We start from the raw sequence: 19,199 nt of genomic DNA, 5'->3' as shown, positions 1-19,199 counted from the left end.
TTGGTGACCATAGCGTTTTGGAACCACCTGACTCCATGCCGAACTCAGAAGTGAAACGAAACAGCGTCGATGATAGTGTGGGTCTCCCATGTGAAAGTAGAACATTGCCAAGCACCTATTTAAAAAAAGCCCGATTCGAAAGAGTCGGGCTTTTTTGCTTTAAGTCTCTCTGCAATAGATAAAATGGCTCACTTCACCTTGCGCGAAAGAAGCGCTCTCACTGCGTTCGCAGTCGCTAATTTTGCACCATAAGCGCAAGGTGAAGAGAGCAGCTTTCACCGTACTTAATCTAGACGCCCTCAACTCCAGCTAAACTGGTTTATCTCACCTTGCGCAAAGCAAACGTATTCGCTTCGCTCATTGTCGTTAACACTTTGCACTTTACTTCAATATTTAAAAAATTAATTTATAATTCTTTTTTTATTAGCTTTTCATATCTATCTATTTTCAGGAATTTTAATGAGCGATCTCATCCATTGGTTCGACTTACTCGGTGTTATGGTTTTTGCTATTTCTGGGACCCTTATTGCCCATAAAAAGCATTTAGATGGTTTTGGTGTTGTCGTGCTAGCTGCGGTAACAGGTATTGGTGGCGGAACGCTGAGGGATATTATTTTAGATGAGCCTGTTTTTTGGCTGCATGATCCAAGCTATTTTGTTGCTATTTTTAGTGCTGTGTTGATCAGTATTGTTGTTTTGAATCAGCAAAAACAAATACCGAGTAAATTCTTACAGGTGGCAGATGCGTTCGGTTTGGCACTTTTTGCTGTGATGGGCACACAAAAAGCCATGTCTATCGGTATGCCAGCTACAACATCAGTGATTATGGGAGTGCTAACAGGGTGTTTTGGTGGGGTGATCCGTGATGTACTCGCAGGTGAAATCCCCTTGCTTTTAAAAGGTCAGCTCTATGCGATTACCTGTATTTTAGGTGGGATCGTCTATACTCAGTTGATGTCTTTTTCTATAGCGATAGAAGTAAGCATGTTGTTTGGTATGTTAACCACCTTGGTTGTTCGTTTGATGGCGATGCGTTACAACTGGGTGATTCACGTTTTTAAATATTAACTGATAGGGACAAGGATATGTCTTTAGCAAAAATTCTTACCCGTGCGCAAGTGGGTGTCAAAGCACCTAAAGTGACGGTTGAAGTGCATCTAAGCAATGGGCTTCCTGCTTTTATCATTGTTGGTCTTCCTGAAACTTCAGTAAAAGAGTCTAAGGAACGAGTTCGTTCTGCACTTGTTAATTCAGGCTTTCTGTTCCCGGACCAACGTATAACAGTAAACTTAGCGCCTGCAGATTTGCCAAAAGAAGGCGGACGATATGACCTCGCAATTGCCGTTGGGATCTTGGTTGCTTCTGGTCAAATACAAAATACAGAGATAAGTAATTTTGAATTTTTTGGGGAGCTTGCATTAAGTGGTGAGCTTTCTTCTATTACTGCGATTTTGCCTTCGGTTATGGCGGCGACTGAAGAAAATCATGTTGCTTATATCCCGAGAGGTAACGATCAGCTTGCAAGTTTAGTATCTCAGTCAAATAGAAAAGCCGTCACCAGCTTGCAAGAAATTTGGCTGGATCTGCATGGGCAGCAATCACTCACTTTAAATATTATTTACGACCAAGTTTCTGAACAGGCTCTTGAGCAATTAGATATGAGTGATGTGAAAGGTCAGAAAATAGCAAAGAGGGTATTAGAAATTGCTGCTGCAGGTGGTCATAACCTGCTTTTCTTGGGGCCGCCTGGTACCGGTAAATCTATGTTAGCTCAACGTATTCCAACAATTATGCCTCAAATGACAACGCAGCAAGCACTTGAAACTGCTGCTGTGTACTCTCTAGTAGGGCAGTCGGTCACACATCAAAACTGGTTAAACCGTCCATTCAGATCTCCGCATCATACATGCTCAGCAGTTGCATTAGTTGGTGGGTCGTCCAACCCTAAGCCTGGAGAAATATCATTGGCGCATAATGGTATTTTGTTTTTAGATGAGCTGCCTGAATTTGATAGAAAGGTATTAGATTCGCTGAGAACGCCGATGGAGACGGGGCAAGTCACTATTTCTCGTGCTGCTAGGCAGGTCGACTTTCCTGCAAATTTTCAGTTGGTTGCGGCACTTAATCCCAGCCCAACTGGGCATCATAGCGATAAACGGGCAACACCTGACCAAGTGTTAAAATACCTATCAAAAGTATCAGGGCCATTTTTAGATAGAATAGACCTGCAAGTTGAATTACCAAGGTTAACGACTGAAGAGCTTCAGTCTACTCAGCCTGAAGAATCGAGCGCTGACATTCGTATGCGGGTAGAAAAAGCCGTTCAGTTTGCTTATCAACGACAAGAAAAAAACAACGCAGCGTTATCAACCAAAGAGCTGCAATTACATTGTGCATTATCAAAAGCAGATGCTATGTTTCTGGGGAAAGCGGCCGAGAAATTGGCTTTGTCACCACGTTCATATCATAAGGTTTTGAAGGTGGCGCGTACTATTGCAGATTTAAACTTGCAGGAGGATATAGATTTAGCCTCTCTAAAGGAGGCACTAAGTTATCGTGCTTTTGAGCGATTACTCGCTCAGCTAACCGCGTATTAAGTAGATAGCATGTAGCCTTTACCGCGAACCGTAACGATGCGTTTTTGTTCTTTTTCATCGCCTAGCTTCTTGCGCAAGCGACCAATGAGTACGTCAACAGTTCGGTCACTCGGGCTCCAGTCTGGTTGGCCGATATCTTCTGAAATTTTTTCTCTAGAAGTCGCCTTGCCTGCATTGGCGATTAAACAAATAAGTACTTTGTGCTCAGCTTCAGTTAATCGTGATTCTTCCGCTGCACCATTAATCAAAGTGCGATTATCTGGATGAAGTTTGAAATCTGAGTATTCAATAAACTCTTCAGACTCATCGTCATCATTTGCAATCGTTAAACGCTTACACAAAGCACGCATTCTCAATTCAAGCTCGAGTAGGTCAACTGGCTTACAAACATAGTCATCAGCACCTTGTGCTAAGCCTGCGATCCTATCAGCTTGAGAGTCTCTGCTAGATAGCATGATGACACCAATATCTGTCAAGGTATTGAGTTCTTTCGCTAATGCTAAACCGTCAGTGGCGGGCAAAACAATATCGACGATAGCCAGCACAAACCGTTCTTGAGCTTGCGTTGCTTGCTGCACTTTGGCTAATGCAGTTGCACCGGTACTATCAACTTCGATGCTAAATTCTGTTTCAGCAAAATGGCTCATAATGCGTTTTGCTAAAAGTTCATCATCTTCTACTAATAATACTTTGATACTCATAGGTCAGCTATCTATTCAATAATTATGTATATATTAGCACTGTGAAAACATTGCTGAGAAGGGAATAATGACAATTTGTAACAATTGCATAAACATTTATGCAATTGGTTCTGCTAGGCGTTATTAAAATGGTCCACCTTAGAGTGCTTACCCTAAGGTGGACATAATTTATGCATACTTATTTATAAATATACTGCCACCATTGTGGTTGGTCTTTCAAATGCATATCAAAATAAGCCAGCATGGTATCCCACCAGTGGAAGCGACGGTCACGGGCAAATACTTGGTGATCTGTGCCTTTATACTCAATCAACTCTACGTCTTTGCCAAGTAACTTAAGTGCCGTGTACATGTTGTGGCTTTCACCTGGAGGCACGTTGGTGTCAGCGTCACCATGGATAAGTAATAACGGTGAGTTTACTTTGTCAGCATGGAATACTGGGCTGTGATCAGAGTAAAGTTTTGGGTTATTCCATGGGAAACTGTTTTTCGAAGCTTCACCAGAGTATAGGTAGCCCCACCAACCTTGACCCCAATAAGAAGTAATGTTTGAGATGCCTGCGTGAGAAATCGACGCACTGAATAAATCCGTTTTAGTCGCAAGTAGCATGGTCATAAAGCCGCCGTAAGATGCACCTAAGTTACCTACTTTGTCTTTATTTACATAAGGGTGTGCAGCTAAGAACTTTTTAGTGCCTTCGATAATATCGTTCGCAGTGTACTTACCCCATGCATTCACGTGCTTAGCAGAGAATTCCTGACCAAAGCCAGTTGCACCAGTTGGTTGAAGCACATAAACAACATAACCTTGTGCTGCCCATAGGTTAAACGGATAACGACCCGTAAAGCCACGTGAAACAGGAGAAGTACCACCATAATAGTAAACTAGAGCAGGGTACTGCTTACTTTCATCTAGGTTATGAGGCGTGTATACACGACCCTTAATCTCAACGCCTTCTTTATTGGTGAAGTTAAATTCAGATAGGGTTGCGATTTCGCTATTTTCATAAGCAAGTGTTTTTGAATCCCACAGCGTTTTAGCGCGGTTTTTAGAAATATCTAAGCGCTTCAATTGCTGAGGGTGAGATGCTTGTGTGCCAGTCACGAGTAAGTCTGGGTTGCGCTCGTCAGAAATACTGAATCTGCCAACGACATCAAAGCCTGTTTTTAGCTTAGTGAATCGAGATTTACTTTCATCGTATAAATACAGTTGTTGCGTATCACGCTCAGTCACTTTGATGACGACATCATCATTGCGTAATACTTGCATTGAACCAATAGCAGGGTCGAATGATTTACTTAATGCCTGTGTATTTTTCCCCTGACGGTCTAGCTTATAAAGCTGGCCATCGTAATTGTTCGCAAGCATATTCTCAGGAATAGCACGGCCTAACCCATTTGCAAAGTCAGGACCTGCAACCACATAGATGCCGTCATCAGCATATTTTGCTGAGCTAAATGTACGGTATTGACCAAGTACAGTCTGCTGGTTGTCTTTTAAATTAACTTCTACAAGCTCTGTCAGCATGTGAGGCGGTTTAGCATAATCGCTAGGATTACGCGTCACTAAGATTGTGCCTGCTTCATTATCAAAATCGGCCAATGAGTGGCTCAACTTGCCTTCAGTGATTGGGTTAATAAAACCGGAGTTAATGTCTAACATGAAGATTTGGCTGTTATTACGTGCATAAGACCAGCGGTCTTCTAACCCTCTGAAGTGTTTAACTAATGTGTGCTTACTTTTATCTGACTTAGACCAAGCAAATACAAGCGTGTTGTTGTCGAAGTACTGGAAGCCATATGCGCCATCTAGTTGTTCAGCGACCACTTTCTCTTCTAAGTCTTTAAGGTTTAAAACTGTAACGGCTTTATTGCGAACAAATACAACCTGTTTGCTATCTGCACGCCATTTAATTTGATTTGCAGATAAGCCGTCAAAGCGGTAAAGCACTTTACCCTCTTCATCGGTTAACGTTGTTTTGTTAATGGCTTTATTACCATGATTACTCTGGTAATGACGCTCAGTAACAACATAGTATTCGCCGTTTGGAGAAATCGATACAGAACTGATTGTTGGTGCATCAAAAAGTTGCTTAGCTGAAAGTGCGCGAGTTTCTTTTGTTGTCAGTGTAATAACATCATGTTCTGCTTTAGGTAGGTACTCTAGCGAGACTTTTTTCCAGTCGTCAGCTTGTTCTACAACAATAACAACTTGGTGGTCGCCCGTAACCGCATGGATGTCGTATTCTTTGCTGCCAGATAAAGTTTCACCATTTAAAAATACATGGGCTTTCTCGATACCATTAAGCTTTAACTTACCTTGCACAAAACGCTCTGCCGAGAAGTTGAACTTAATCGCTTGCAGGCCTGCAATTGTTAGATCATTCACTTCACCAAGTGGTTGCCAAGTTACTTTTTTACCTAATACCGACAGTGTTTTTGAGTCACTTTGTAATTTAGGCAATAAGTTATTAATGATTGCAGCTTGGTAAGGCGTGTTATTTGGCTTGATTGTTGCCGTATCAGCAAGAGGTCCAATAAACTTTACTTTATTTACGTCTAGCTCTGCAGCGACAAGTTGCGTAGACAGTGCCGAAAATAGTAAAGTGGCGACCGTTGTTAATTTCATTGATGCACCTATTGTAGGGAAAATAATTGCCCCAATATAGCACATCAAATTAAATCTTCAGCAGAGTTGCGATTAAGTCGCGAGAGTCTGCGAAATTAAGGAGTTTAGGTTGTTTCTGTTATTCAGTTACATGTTTTTGGCCATTGCCATTTCATTCCTATGTTCGGTGATGGAAGCGGTGTTACTCAGTATTACACCAAGTCATGTAGCGATATTAAAAAAAGATAAACCACTACTCGCACAGCGAGTGCAGGGTTTAAAAGACAATATTGATAAGCCATTATCAGCTATCTTAACCTTAAACACGGTTGCACACACTGCGGGGGCTGCGGGGGTTGGTGCACAAGCGGCCGCAGTATTTGGTGATGCTGCTGTGGGTATTGCGTCTGCTGTGATGACGTTATTAGTATTAGTGCTTTCAGAAATTATTCCTAAAACGTTAGGTGCAACTTATTGGCGTGCATTAACGCCAATTGTGTCACTGGCTTTAACTTGGATGGTTAGAATTCTAAAACCGTTCGTGTGGTTGTCAGATCAGCTCACTAAATTAATTGGCTCAAAACAAGACGAAGCGCACTTTATTCGTCAAGAAATTGAGGCTATGGCTGAAATGGGTAGCGAAGCAGGTGCACTGCAACAAGAAGAAAGTGAGACTATTCGTAGCTTATTGCAGTTTAGGCATGCCAAGCTTGAAAACGTCATGACGCCAAGAACTGTGCTTTTTAAAGTGCACAAAGATATGACGGTGAATGAGTATTTGTCTGAACATGGCTCGGTATCTTTCTCTCGTATTTTGGTCTATTCAGAGAATACCGATGACATTATTGGCTTCGTGCATAAGAACGACATTATGTTGGCCTTCCATCGCTTAGGTGAAGACTACAAAATCGGTAAGCTAGTAAAGCCGATTTATACTGTGCCTGAGACGCTAGGTGCGCCAGTGCTGTTCCAAGCATTATTAGAAAAGCGTATCCATATTGCGCTGATTATCGATGAGTATGGTGATGTGCAAGGTATCGTCACCCTTGAAGATATGATTGAGTCATTAATGGGCATGGATATTGTTGATGAGCGTGAGCAATCGACTAATATGCAGCAAGCCGCAAAAAAAAAATGGCGTGATCGTGTCGACGGCCACTCTCATTTAATAGAAGCTGATACAGAAGAAGATCAGCCTAAGAATTAAAGTTTGTCATTCTTAGCCAAGAGTGGATCCAGCGAATAAGTTCATTCTTGGCTTTCGGGCTACTGATTAAAAAACCTTGCATCAATAAGTCATGTTTGTATCGCTCTAGATACTGTAATTCCTCTATTCTCTCTACCCCTTCAGCCACAACTTTAAAGCCTTCTTTGATTGCTAAATCGACCAAGCTCTTGGTGATAACTTGTGAAAAGTAATCTGAATCTATGTGGGTGATCAAAGAGCGGTCTATTTTAATCTCTGTAAATGGCAGAGACTTCAGCTGGTTAATATTCGTAAAGCCGGTACCAAAGTCATCGAGAGAAATTTCAAACCCTTTCATTCTTAAGCGGTTTAAGGTCTCAAGTTGATTGGCGCTTGCAAGGGGCTTTTGTTCGGTGATTTCTAAGATGATATCGCTTGGCTGAAGGTGATTTAGCTCAAGTAACAAAGAGAGCTTTGCAGGGCAATTCATATCTTCTAATTGGATTGGAGATAAGTTAAATGCCAATTTACATGGGTGAGGCAGCTCTTCTTTTAAAGCTTCATATTCTGCCGTGGCTTTTTCAAACAACTGAAATGTCACTAAGTTTATTAAATCTAAATCTTCTGCAACATCAATAAATCTCGCCGGTAAAACAGTAGAACCATGCTGCTCAGAGACAATGCGAGCTAACACTTCAAGGCTTTCAACTTGTTGGGTTGCACGGTTTACCTTAGGTTGATAGAAAGGGGTGATCTCACTATTACTTAACGCATGCAATAATTCTGCTTCACTGATGAGCTGGCCATCTTCTGTCTGGGGTCGAGAGAGGGTGCTGAGCTTTTTAAGCAATCTTTCAACTTCAACGAGCTGTATTGGCTTGGCAATATTACCCAAGAGCAATGCGTGATTCTGTCTAGCTAGGTTGGACGCGAGGTCAATGATCCGACTGTCCATTTCGGAGATAATAATTACGCCGCCTTGATAGTCTTTTTGACCGAGTTGCCTGATCAGTTCCATACCATCCATTTCAGGCATATTTAAATCTGTAAAAATGGCATCAAAGACTTTAGGTTGCTGTTCTAAAAGTGACAATGCGGCTTGTGCTGACTCACAACAGGTTACATGTTCAACGCCGAGCTCGGCCAAAATTGCCTGCATGACCATGAGTATGGCCTGTGAATCATCAACAACCAAAATACGCTGTGTTTTAAAGCTCATAAAACCACTCCCTGAAATTGGTTAGGATACATAAGTTTAGAACAGTGAAATAAAAATGACCAAATCGAGATCAAAAAATGATGGTTTGTCACTGTTAGAGTTTGTTGGGATAATAGAAAAAAACTTTAGTTTTAGCGTCATGACTCGAATCGAACTTAACGTGGCTGGACAGCCAATTTCTCTGATTTTTAATCAACAACAAATCATTCAAGTTTTTCATCAACAACAAGCCTTAGTACTTGAATCGGAATCTGAGCATCTACAAAGTTGTCAGATAAACGAACAGGCAGTGCACTTTAATACCTCACAGCTTGCAGAAGGGCTCCTAGGTGTTGCTGTGAATACACAACCGCCACAGTGGCTCGAAGTGCCTCACCAACAAGCTGAAAGTAAGCGTGGCTGGTTAGGTTTAGCGATGCTTAGCTTTAAAATTTTCAAGAGTGCTAAGGTCGTAAAGGCTGCGCTTGCGGGAGCGTCAGTAGCAGGCTATGCATGGTTATTCTCATTAGAGTTTGCCCTGATGATCATTGCTTGCTTGGTGGTACATGAATATGGTCATGTGCGTGCGATGAAGTACTTTGGTATCAAGACAAAGGGTATCTATTTAATTCCTTTCGTAGGTGGCTTAGCTGTCAGTGATGAAAAAATTACAACCCGTTGGCAAGATGTGGTGATCTCTTTAATGGGGCCTGCATTTGGCTTAATTACCTCAGTGTTGGGGGTGGTGCTGTATTACGCAACTGATATGGAGATTTTTGCCGGTGTCGCCGTGCTTAGTGCACTACTTAACTTATTTAATTTATTACCAATTCTACCTCTGGATGGCGGTCACGTACTAAAAAGTATTAGTTTCTCGATGCGTTCTTGGGTGGGACTATTGGCCTGTTTTGGTGGGGTATTATTGGGGCTTTATATCAGTTGGACATTTGGTTTGATGCTACTGGTGTTTTTTATCTTTATAGGCAGTTTAGAGATAGTGTTTGAGTGGCGTGAGCGTCATATTTCTCATCTGTTACCCCTTGATAGATATGGTCAGATTGTCTCAGCGCTGATGTATGTGGTGGTAGCTGTAGGGCATATTGCAGTGATGATGCACTTTGCAGATTCAGACAATGTGATTTTAAGCCTACCAATGAAGATCTTATCGAATTAAGTATGTATGTCGCCATTGATGATTTTAACGGCGACATCTTTTCTGTCACTCTGCACTATTTAAGCGAAGGTGAGTATTGCGGCAATGATAATGCCACTCACTGCTAACTGGATCAGACAAAAACCCATGATATCTTTGGCCTTTAAGCCTGCAATTGCGAGCACAGGCAATGCCCAAAATGGTTGAATGAGGTTAGTCCAAGCGTCACCCCAAGCCACGGCCATCGCCACGCGGTTTATTTCAGCGCCTAGCTCTATCGCTGCAGGTAAAACAATCGGCGCTTGCACAGCCCATTGACCGCCACCTGAAGGGACAAAAATATTCACCAAACCGGCACTAATAAAACTCCAAAACGGCAGTGTATCAGCGCTACTTATTGAGACAAAGACGTTGGAAATTTGTTGGGCGAGACCTGAGTCTTTCATGATTGCCATGATCCCAGCATAAAACGGAAATTGAATAATAATACCGGCACCGCCGCTCACTGCTTCTTGCAAGCTTTTAAGTAGATTTGCAGGCGTTTGATGAAGCAGAATAGCCAAAAATAAGAATAAGCCGATCACACTATTTAGATTGAGCCCACCACCGAGCGCAATAAAGTAATAGCCCATATAACCACAGCCCAAGGTGCCAATGAGTATGCCGAGTAACTTACTGTGTTCTAGTTTTTCAGCTGGGGTATTAATGCAAACAACCGCAGTCTTTTTTTCTTCAAGCTTTTCTTTATCAACAATGATTTGTTGGTCTTTAGGCGGAAGTAGCAAGGCATTTAGAAGAGGAAGCACAACCAGTAATACGGCCATTAAAATTAAATTAAAATGCGAAAACAGGGTATCTTGCGTTGTAATAATCCCAATACTGTCGCTAGAAAAATGGCCTTCTGTTGCAATGGTTAAGGGCACTGAACCCGATAACCCACCATGCCACACAATAAAACCAGAATAGGCACTGGCGACTAATACGCGGTAATCGATTTGTACATGGCGAGCGAGCGCTTTGGCAAATAATGCCCCAACAACCAATCCAAATCCCCAGTTTATCCAACTGGCAAGCATAGATACTAAGGTCACCATGACAATTGCCGTAGAGCCTGAGCTGGCTTTTTGCGCGAGTTTATCAAGCAGCGACTTACAAACAGGTGTACTAGCTAGCATAAAGCCCGATACGAGTACTAGTAACATCTGCATCGCAAAGGTTAGCAATGCCCAAAATCCTTGGCCCCAAGACGTAACGGTTTGCTCAAATGAAAAAGGGGTTAAGGTAATGCTGAGTGATAAAACAACCAGTGTTAATAAAAGTACGATAACGTAGGGGTCGGGTAAGTAACGTTCGACCAATTTAGTCACGGGCTGAGAGAGTTTATAAAGCATGATGAAACCCTGTTATTATTCTTTTAGCTATCAAGACACTAATCTTGTGCTTTGTTATCTATTAAGCATAACTAAATATCGAATGGACTGCCTTACTATTTATATCTAAAATTCAGTATGTTAAATGACACCCAATAAAGTGATTAAAAAAACCAATAAATGGCTTATTAAACCACTTTTATAAGTTTGAAATAGAAAGTGATTTGTTTAACCATTTGAATTATATAAACTAATATTTTTGGCACGATTACTGTTTAGTTAATAACAGAAATCTTAAATAAGAGAGGTTACCATGGCAGAACAAGGTTCAGGCGGTAATGTAATCGCCGCAATTTGTAATATATTTTTTCCTGGTTTAGGCCAGCTGGTACAAGGTCGTATTATTCCAGCACTTATTTTTGCAATCATTGTGTTTGGTGGGTATGCGCTTTGGTTTTTAGTACTTCCAGCGATTATTGCAGCGGTTGCACACTTATGGGCAATCATAGATGCAGCGAAATACACTAGCTATCGTTCACGGTACGAGCGCTAGCAACCACACACTTAAAGTAAAGACGCTGAGCAGTGTTGATAATACAACACTGCTGGCAGCAACATCTTGTTTTACTGATAATTGCCTTGCAACTAAATAAGCATTCACACCCATTGGTGATGCAGCCATCAGAGTGATAACGGCAACATGCGCTGTGGGTAGATTCAACACCCAAGTTGCGAAGGAAAAAACAGCGGCGGGTAGCAGACCGAGTTTAATAACGCTGATTATTAGTGCGCCTTTCCAAGCTTCTTTCACCGAGTATTGGTTTAAACTGGCGCCTAACACAAATAATGCCCCTGCGATTGCTGGCTCACTTAGTAAATCTAGCCCATTGATAAAGGTTGTAGGCAGTGGAAATGACATGGCATTTGCCACAATACCTAAGCTAATACTCAGCACGACAGGGTTGAGTATTAAGGGCTTTAATAACATACCCAAACTCCCTTTCACGTTACTACTTAAAATGAAGGTCAATGCAAACAAGAGTGCGCTATGAAAAGTGATCACCATAAACACTAATGCGCCATAATGCTCACCAAGTGCCATAATTATAATTGGCAAGCCAACTAATACCGTATTTGAATAACACCCAGAAAGCGCAAGAACTGCAGATTCAGCCACTGACAGCTTACCAAACACTTTAAATGCTACGCACACAGCTAAATATACAAGCACCACAGGCAGATAAAAGCTGAGTAGTAGATTGAGTGACAATGCCTGTTGTAAATCGGCTTTGTACATACTAAGAAAAAGAAAAACGGGAATGGCCAAATTGAAAATAATGGTACGCAGCCCTTCAAAATGAACTGAGGATAAGAATTGTATTTTGGCACAAATAAACCCAGCGGTGACCACGAAGATCAGCGGGAACAGAATATCAATTGGGTTCATATCTACTCGAAATAGTGTCGGAGCGTGAATTATCCTGTTTACGCGATGAAAGCTCAAGTCGCTGGGCAGTTTATGCCATGCAAAGTATAATATTCTTAGTTTATAAGTTTATTAATTTTGAGAGACAGTCGTATGGAGTATCAATTTATTCGTGACCCAATCAGTGGTTTCAGGGTCAAGATCAGTGACGAGCAAGCTTTGATTGGTCGCTGGTTTAACGAAGAGCTGGCTCACAATGAAGTTAAAGACTTACTTGCGCAATGTCGTAATATTAAGTCATTAAACACACCTTTGGTCAGACTGGGCAAAGAAGTACGCTTTAAGTTGTGTGAGCAAGAGGCATTATTTGAAGCGCATAGCTTATTTCATAACAACGATGACTTAGCGCAATATCAAGATGATGCACTTGAGCTAGACGAGCATGGCCTAATGGCAGTCTGTGGTTTTGAGGATTTTGTTGAGCTGTTAGAGGATTGGAGCGAATTTATAGGAAGAAGCCGCTAAGGCTTCTTCCAAGGTCAATCTTACATGGTGGCTTGCTCTGGTGGTGCACCGTAGATTTGTTCGGCCCTGTTAAATAGGACCCAAGACGTCAATATATATTTATCATTAGAAACAGGAATGCAGCCTCGGTGTGTATGGGTGAAATAAGCCGGTGCGACAACCATAGCGCCTTTCTTAGGGGCTATTTTTTTATTTTGATAGTGAAACTCAGTTTCTCCACCTTCTTCAACATCATTCAAATAAAACATAAATAACAGCACGCGATGAAGTGCTTCATTATGACCGACTTGTGGGTAAACCTCACTGTGCCAGTATAGATAACCGCCTTTTCCTGCTTGATATTTTTGCGCTTGAATGTTGCCTAAACGAAATAGCTGTTGGGTAAGTACATGAATTTGTGGTTTACCAACTTCTTCGAAATTATCGACAGTTAAGTCAACAGGTTGCCCTGTTTTTGGGTGGTACACCTTTAAACCAAATGCACCAATCATCATAAAGAAGTGCTCTTCAATATACTTAAACACATGCTGTGCGGTGACTTGTTGAATGTGTTGTAAAGTCTGTGCGTACTCAGGGTGTGCATTTAAATACAGATCGTGACTAATTTTTTTGTTTAGATCGACACCACCAGACGTGACCCCTTGCTTTAAGTGAGGGCTTTGGTCAAACTGCTGCACAAATGTATCGCAAAAGTCAGTTGAGAGTGCGTTGTCGTAAACGCGAATAAAATCTGTCATCTGAGTACCTACAGGATATTAGGATTATTATGTTGTCAGAAAAACTCATGCCGCGTTTTAGTGAAACCGACGTGCTCGGACACATCAACAATACCGCACTACCGGTTTGGTTTGAAGCCGCGCGTGTGCCTATTTTTAAGATTTTTACCCCAGACCTAGATCCAAAGCAATGGAAATTGATTGTTGCTAAGGTCGAAGTGACTTTTAAAGGCGAGTTGTTTTATGGTCAAGAAGTCGAAGTTAAAACTGCCATTGAGCGCATAGGGTCAAGCTCATTTGTGATTTTACAGCAAGCCTGGCAGCACGGAACGTGCTGCGCTGAGGGCAAAACCGTGATGGTACGTTATGATTTTGCGAATAAAGGCTCAGAACCATTAAGCGAAGAAGAAAAACAGCAGCTTACTGCTTTTCTTCTATAGGTATTGAAGCCGAAGATTTAAATTGGTGGCCAATGGCCACCGAAATACAAGGCTTGACTTCGTATTTATAGGTACGCTCTTGCTCAGATAGTTGCGTGATCTCTAAAATCTCATAATCATTTAGCTCTACCATGCGGCTCCCCTCAGTGACCTGACAGCGAGAATAGCTATCAGCTTCTAGTTCGTAGATAAAATAAGCCAGAATGGCTTTGATTTTATTATCGTATGCTTCGGCACGTTCAGAGAGTGAAATGGTTGCCGCATCACCTTCTCCGATATTCACAGAAAGCACCGGGCTTTGATCTTGCTGCGCTTGAGCAATGGCTTGATCGACTTGTTCTGCATTCACTTCTTTTGGCTTCGCTGGTTCAGACAGTTCTTTGTCAACTTCCTCGGTTACATTTGTGCTTACTGTGGTATTACTAAAACTTTCGATCACATTCGTGAACATAGTGCTCATGCCACCAAACATACCCGACGTGAATGTGAACATAAGTACAAAAACAAAGAGCATGACACACAGTGTCATACGCACAAAGCTGGTAATAATTGGAAATCGGTATTCTGGTGGGTGCCACATTGTGTGTAAACCAAAAGGGCGCATGAATAACAAAAGCAAGACATAGAAGGGCTGTAACAGTGGCACTAACAGTAAAATAGTCAGTGTGCTGATGAAGAACCAAGACGGTAAAGACAGCATTAAACTGAGGTTGTGGGTATATGGGAAGTGATCGGCACTGACTCCCGTAATATCATTAATTGCACCAGCCGCATAAGCTAACGCATAGTTGGCGATAAATGCGTAGAAAATCAATATGACGGCTTTGCCTGGTAGACTGTCCCAGAACTTCATTAACTTTGGCCAAAGCTCATTGAGTAGCGCAGAAATAATAATAGTGACCAATAAAAAACTTGAAGGTGAGAACATATCCTCCATCATTTGTGCATTTTCAGATACACCTGGTGGTGGGGTTGTTTCGCCGTTGATTTGATAGATGAAAAAAACAATAGCTGTTAGGTATAGGCGTTGAGAAAACGTCAAAGAGCGCCAGAACGTGAGCCACCTAGTTTTTAAACTATAGTAAAAACCTGATAGATGCTTGGGAGAAGGGAGCTTTTCCATGAGTTGGTCCGTTTTCTTATTATTTATCATTGTGAGCAGATCTTTATTCTTAACTAATATAGCGCTTTAGCTTGGCTAGACAAATGAAGTTCTATACCGGGTGAGATACAAGGCTTCACTTCAAAGTGATAGGCTTTTTCTTTACCCTCTACTGGCCAGATTTCCAAAATATCGTAATCATTGAGCTCTACAACACGTCTTCCTGATGTGACCTGACATCGAGAGTAGCTATCGGCTTCTAGTTCATAAATAAAGTAAGCAAGAATTTGCTTTATACGGTTGTCGTAGCTGTTAACGCGTTCGTTGTAGAGTTTTAGTTCTTTATCAACCTCATCAGAGTCTGAATTAAGTGTAGTTTTACTTTTTTCAGGGTTCGATATAGCTGAGCTATCGATATCTGAAGGTTGTTCTTGGTTAAATTTTCTAATGCCATAGGTTACTTTTACCGGCGTAAAATTACTAACTAAGGTGCTGAAAATAGTATTCATACTGCCAGCAACACCAGAAGACAAAGTTATAAAGTAAAAAAGGGCTGCGAGAAGTGTACATAAAAACATACGCAAAACACTCGTTATGACAGGGAACCTATATTCGGGTGAATGCCAGCGAGTGTGAAGCCCGAAGGGTCTCATTAACAATAGAAAGGCCATATAAATAGGTTGTAATAATGGTATCAGAACAAGCACCATAAAGGTGCTGAGCATAAACCAAGTCGGTACTGATAAGATTAAGCTCAAATTGTGGGTATATGGGAAGTGCTCAGCACTGACACCTGTAATTTCATTAATGGTGCCAGAGGCATAAGCCAGTGCATAGTTAGCTAAAAAAGCATAAAAAATAAAAGTAACGGTTTTACCGACAATACTCGCCCAAAACTTTATAATTCTTGGCCAAAGCTCGCATATTAATCCAACAAGAATAGCTAGCGTAAGCAAGTAAGTACTCGCACTGAATGAATCGGCCCAAATTATGCTTTTACTATTTTTATGTGCGTCATGGTCTCCAAAAAGCCCTGAAATAAAATCAGGCATTTCAGGAGAAAAAATTAGAAAAGCAATTAGATAAAATCTCTGTGGGAGTGTCAAAGACTGCCAAAAATTCACAACTTTACTGGCTAAATTTTTTATCGTTGTAGAGGCGCTTTTAATATTTGCTAGGACTTGCATGAATACATCCGTTATTCGTTTTATTATTTTTATTCTGGCTTTTCAATCTTTCAAAGATAAGAAAAAGGCTTGCCCCTATTATGAAGGCAAGCCTTAAAAAATTAAATAAAATTTAACACTATGCTAATTAGAGCGGAACCGCTAAAGCAAGGGTTTTAAATATCTACCTGTGTGAGATGCGTCACATTCAGCTACCACTTCAGGTGTACCCGAGATAAGAATTTGACCACCGCCAGCGCCACCTTCAGGGCCTAAGTCGACAATCCAATCAGCTGTTTTTATCACATCTAAATTGTGTTCAATCACCACTATGGTATTACCGTGGTCACGCAAGCGATGCAGTACTGCCAGTAATTGCTGGATATCGTGGAAGTGTAAGCCTGTGGTCGGCTCGTCCAAAATATATAAAGTTTTACCGGTGTCGCGTTTAGATAATTCTCTAGCGAGTTTTACACGCTGTGCTTCACCACCAGAAAGGGTGGTAGCAGCTTGACCTAAACGAATATAGGTTAAGCCTACATCCATTAGTGTTTGCAGTTTGCGGCTGATCGCTGGAATTTTATCGAAGAATTCACGGGCATCTTCAACCGTCATCTCTAGCACTTCATGGATGTTTTTACCTTTATAAAGTACTTCTAAGGTTTCACGGTTATAACGCTTACCCGCACACACATCACATGGTACGTATACATCAGGTAAGAAGTGCATTTCTACTTTGATAACACCGTCACCCTGACATGCTTCACAACGACCACCTTTTACGTTAAAACTAAAACGGCCGACTTTATAGCCACGGGAGCGCGCTTCTTGTGTGCCCGCAAACAGTTCACGAATGGCCGTGAAGATACCGGTATAGGTTGCAGGGTTTGAACGAGGAGTACGACCTATTGGGCTTTGATCAATGTCGATCACTTTATCGAAATGTTCAAGGCCTTGAATATCTTTGTGTGGTGCAGGCTCAGCCGTGGTCGCTCCATTCAGTGCTGTGTGAGCCAGCTTAAATAGTGTGTCATTAATAAGGGTTGATTTACCAGAGCCAGACACACCTGTGATACAGGTCATTAAACCAAATGGAATACGTAGGTCGACATTTTTTAAGTTATTACCTGTGGCGCCAAATAGTTCTAGCCATTTATCTTCTGGCTGGTGGCGTTGTTCTGGAACGACAATGGCTTTTGCGCCACTTAAGTACTGACCTGTTAAAGATTTAGTTGATTTAAGAATGTCTTCACGAGAACCCTCTGCAACGACATGGCCACCGTGTACACCTGCACCTGGGCCGATATCGATAATATGATCAGCTGCGCGAATTGCATCTTCATCGTGCTCAACCACAATCACGGTGTTACCTAAGTCACGTAAATGAGTTAACGTGCTAAGCAAGCGGTCGTTATCACGTTGATGAAGACCAATTGAAGGTTCATCAAGCACATACATAACGCCGACGAGGCCAGCACCAATTTGACTGGCAAGACGAATACGCTGCGCTTCACCGCCTGAAAGGGTATCAGCACTGCGCTCTAGTGATAAATAATTCAAACCAACATTGATTAAGAAAGATAATCGGTCGCGGATCTCTTTTAAGATTTTTTCAGCGATTTGTGCACGTTGCCCAGTGAGCTCTAACTCATCGAAGAAGGTCATTGCATCGCCGATGCTCATAAGCGTTACATCTGGCAGCGTTGTTTTACCTATAAACACATGACGTGCTTCTTCACGTAAACGTGAGCCATTACAGCTAGGACACGCTTGATTGGTTTGATACCTGGCAAGCTCTTCACGAACAGAGCTGGATTCAGTTTCACGATAACGGCGACTCATATTATTTAGCACGCCTTCAAATTCGTGATTACGAGTGATCACATCTCCGCGGTCATTGCGATAGTTAAAGGCAATCTTAGTTTTACCTGAGCCTTCTAGTACAACTTTTTGCGCGTCTTTAGATAACTTCTCAAAAGGTACTTCTAAGTCAAAATCATAATGCTCAGCCACAGATTGCAGCATTTGGAAGTAATAGAAGCTGCGTTTGTCCCAGCCTTTAATTGCACCGCCACTTAAGCTAAGTTCAGGATTTTGTACCACGCGACTTGGGTCGAAGTATTGTCTCACACCTAAGCCATCACAGCTTTGACAAGCGCCTGCCGGGTTATTGAACGAGAATAAACGCGGCTCTAGTTCAGTCATCGCATAGCCACAAGTCGGGCAGGCAAAGTTAGCAGAGAAAGTAAGCTCTGCTTGTTCTGTGTCGTCCATATTCGCAACAACAGCCACACCACCCGATAATTCTAATGCGGTTTCGAATGATTCAGCCAAACGTTGTTGTAAGCCATCTTTCACTTTAAAGCGGTCAACAACCACTTCAATGGTGTGTTTTTTATGTAATTCGAGGGTTGGTGGATCGCTTAAATCACACACTTCACCATCAACACGGGCGCGAATGTAGCCTTGAGCACTCAATTGCTCGAATAGTTTGACGTGTTCACCCTTACGGTTTTTTACCACAGGCGCCAACAGCATCAGCTTGCTACCTTCAGGTTGCTCTAAAACAGTATCTACCATCTGGCTGATAGTCTGTGCTGCAAGCGGTAAATCATGAGTCGGACAGCGAGGCTCACCCACACGTGCGAATAGTAAGCGCAGGTAATCGTAAATCTCGGTGATAGTACCCACAGTAGAACGAGGGTTGTGAGACGTTGATTTTTGCTCAATGGAAATTGCAGGTGAAAGACCTTCAATATGGTCTACATCGGGTTTTTCCATCAAAGATAAAAATTGGCGCGCATAAGCAGAAAGCGACTCGACATAACGGCGTTGGCCTTCTGCATATAAAGTATCAAACGCAAGAGAGGATTTGCCTGAGCCAGATAAACCTGTGATAACAATCAACTTATCACGTGGAATAGTCAGTGAAATATTCTTCAGGTTATGGGTGCGGGCGCCTCTTACTTCTATATTATCCATGATGCTCCAGTAACTGCTTGAGGGTGTAA

The 19,199-nt window shown here is 41.9% G+C and carries 16 protein-coding genes and 1 rRNA gene; 8 read left to right on the top strand and 9 right to left on the bottom strand.

Annotated features, from left to right (window positions below):
* The 3 genes from rrf (at position 1) to ABMY35_RS02080 (ending at position 2,597) form a co-directional block, all read left to right on the top strand.
* Positions 1–113 (top strand): 5S ribosomal RNA (gene rrf, locus ABMY35_RS02090).
* Between the two features lie 346 nt (positions 114–459).
* A complete protein-coding gene (locus ABMY35_RS02085) occupies positions 460–1,068 on the top strand; it encodes a trimeric intracellular cation channel family protein (protein ID WP_349284814.1) in 609 nt (202 codons plus the stop codon).
* A 17-nt stretch (positions 1,069–1,085) separates the two neighbouring features.
* Positions 1,086–2,597: a YifB family Mg chelatase-like AAA ATPase gene (locus ABMY35_RS02080; protein ID WP_349284813.1), complete on the top strand. Its 1,512-nt coding sequence runs from the start codon at positions 1,086–1,088 to the stop codon at positions 2,595–2,597.
* Here ABMY35_RS02080 and ABMY35_RS02075 read toward each other — a convergent pair.
* Both ABMY35_RS02075 and ABMY35_RS02070 read right to left on the bottom strand, forming a co-directional pair.
* A complete protein-coding gene (locus tag ABMY35_RS02075; protein ID WP_349284812.1) occupies positions 2,594–3,298 on the bottom strand; it encodes a response regulator transcription factor in 705 nt (234 codons plus the stop codon). The genes ABMY35_RS02080 and ABMY35_RS02075 overlap by 4 nt on opposite strands.
* A gap of 178 nt (positions 3,299–3,476) precedes the next feature.
* Complete coding sequence (locus tag ABMY35_RS02070) at positions 3,477–5,927, bottom strand: prolyl oligopeptidase family serine peptidase (RefSeq protein WP_349284811.1); 2,451 nt, start codon at positions 5,925–5,927, stop codon at positions 3,477–3,479.
* 109 nt (positions 5,928–6,036) lie between these two features.
* On the opposite strand from ABMY35_RS02070, the gene ABMY35_RS02065 reads away from it, so the two are divergent.
* Positions 6,037–7,113: a hemolysin family protein gene (locus tag ABMY35_RS02065; protein WP_349284810.1), complete on the top strand. Its 1,077-nt coding sequence runs from the start codon at positions 6,037–6,039 to the stop codon at positions 7,111–7,113.
* On the opposite strand, the gene ABMY35_RS02060 is transcribed toward ABMY35_RS02065, so the two are convergent.
* Positions 7,103–8,311: an EAL domain-containing response regulator gene (locus tag ABMY35_RS02060; protein WP_349284809.1), complete on the bottom strand. Its 1,209-nt coding sequence runs from the start codon at positions 8,309–8,311 to the stop codon at positions 7,103–7,105. The genes ABMY35_RS02065 and ABMY35_RS02060 overlap by 11 nt on opposite strands.
* Positions 8,312–8,450: 139 nt before the next feature.
* Here ABMY35_RS02060 and ABMY35_RS02055 point away from each other — a divergent pair, with 139 nt between their 5' ends.
* Positions 8,451–9,464, top strand: a complete 1,014-nt coding sequence (locus tag ABMY35_RS02055; protein ID WP_349284824.1) for a site-2 protease family protein — start codon at positions 8,451–8,453, stop codon at positions 9,462–9,464.
* A gap of 59 nt (positions 9,465–9,523) precedes the next feature.
* On the opposite strand, the gene ABMY35_RS02050 is transcribed toward ABMY35_RS02055, so the two are convergent.
* Positions 9,524–10,834 carry a TIGR00366 family protein gene (locus ABMY35_RS02050; protein WP_349284808.1) on the bottom strand — a complete coding sequence of 437 codons (1,311 nt, stop codon included), beginning with the start codon at positions 10,832–10,834 and terminating at the stop codon, positions 9,524–9,526.
* Positions 10,835–11,126: 292 nt separating this feature from the next.
* Between ABMY35_RS02050 and ABMY35_RS02045 the strand changes: the two genes are divergently transcribed.
* A complete protein-coding gene (locus ABMY35_RS02045; protein WP_130255620.1) occupies positions 11,127–11,366 on the top strand; it encodes a hypothetical protein in 240 nt (79 codons plus the stop codon).
* On the opposite strand, the gene ABMY35_RS02040 is transcribed toward ABMY35_RS02045, so the two are convergent.
* On the bottom strand, positions 11,349–12,260 hold the full coding sequence (locus tag ABMY35_RS02040) for an AEC family transporter (protein WP_349284807.1): 912 nt from the start codon (positions 12,258–12,260) through the stop codon (positions 11,349–11,351). The two genes, ABMY35_RS02045 and ABMY35_RS02040, sit on opposite strands and share 18 nt — an antisense overlap.
* Positions 12,261–12,392: 132 nt before the next feature.
* Here ABMY35_RS02040 and ABMY35_RS02035 point away from each other — a divergent pair, with 132 nt between their 5' ends.
* Complete coding sequence (locus tag ABMY35_RS02035) at positions 12,393–12,764, top strand: YacL family protein (protein ID WP_349284806.1); 372 nt, start codon at positions 12,393–12,395, stop codon at positions 12,762–12,764.
* Between the two features lie 20 nt (positions 12,765–12,784).
* Here ABMY35_RS02035 and ABMY35_RS02030 read toward each other — a convergent pair whose 3' ends face one another.
* Positions 12,785–13,501 (bottom strand): 2OG-Fe(II) oxygenase, encoded by a 717-nt coding sequence (locus tag ABMY35_RS02030; RefSeq protein WP_349284805.1) that lies wholly within the window; start codon positions 13,499–13,501, stop codon positions 12,785–12,787.
* 29 nt (positions 13,502–13,530) lie between these two features.
* Here ABMY35_RS02030 and ABMY35_RS02025 point away from each other — a divergent pair, with 29 nt between their 5' ends.
* Complete coding sequence (locus tag ABMY35_RS02025) at positions 13,531–13,920, top strand: thioesterase family protein (protein WP_349284804.1); 390 nt, start codon at positions 13,531–13,533, stop codon at positions 13,918–13,920.
* Here the strand turns inward: ABMY35_RS02025 and ABMY35_RS02020 are convergent.
* From ABMY35_RS02020 to uvrA, 3 genes are all read right to left on the bottom strand, one after another.
* Positions 13,901–15,043, bottom strand: a complete 1,143-nt coding sequence (locus ABMY35_RS02020; RefSeq protein ID WP_349284803.1) for a hypothetical protein — start codon at positions 15,041–15,043, stop codon at positions 13,901–13,903. The genes ABMY35_RS02025 and ABMY35_RS02020 overlap by 20 nt on opposite strands.
* Positions 15,044–15,096: 53 nt before the next feature.
* Positions 15,097–16,209, bottom strand: a complete 1,113-nt coding sequence (locus ABMY35_RS02015) for a hypothetical protein (protein ID WP_349284802.1) — start codon at positions 16,207–16,209, stop codon at positions 15,097–15,099.
* Positions 16,210–16,350: 141 nt separating this feature from the next.
* A complete protein-coding gene (gene uvrA, locus ABMY35_RS02010; RefSeq protein WP_349284801.1) occupies positions 16,351–19,170 on the bottom strand; it encodes an excinuclease ABC subunit UvrA in 2,820 nt (939 codons plus the stop codon).
* Between the last annotated feature and the right edge of the window lie 29 nt (positions 19,171–19,199).

It is taken from the genome of Pseudoalteromonas sp. BZB3 (assembly GCF_040104455.1).
Lineage (GTDB): Bacteria > Pseudomonadota > Gammaproteobacteria > Enterobacterales > Alteromonadaceae > Pseudoalteromonas.
The sequence above is the reverse complement of the archived record's forward strand: the minus strand, read 5'-3'. Positions and strand labels throughout refer to the sequence as shown.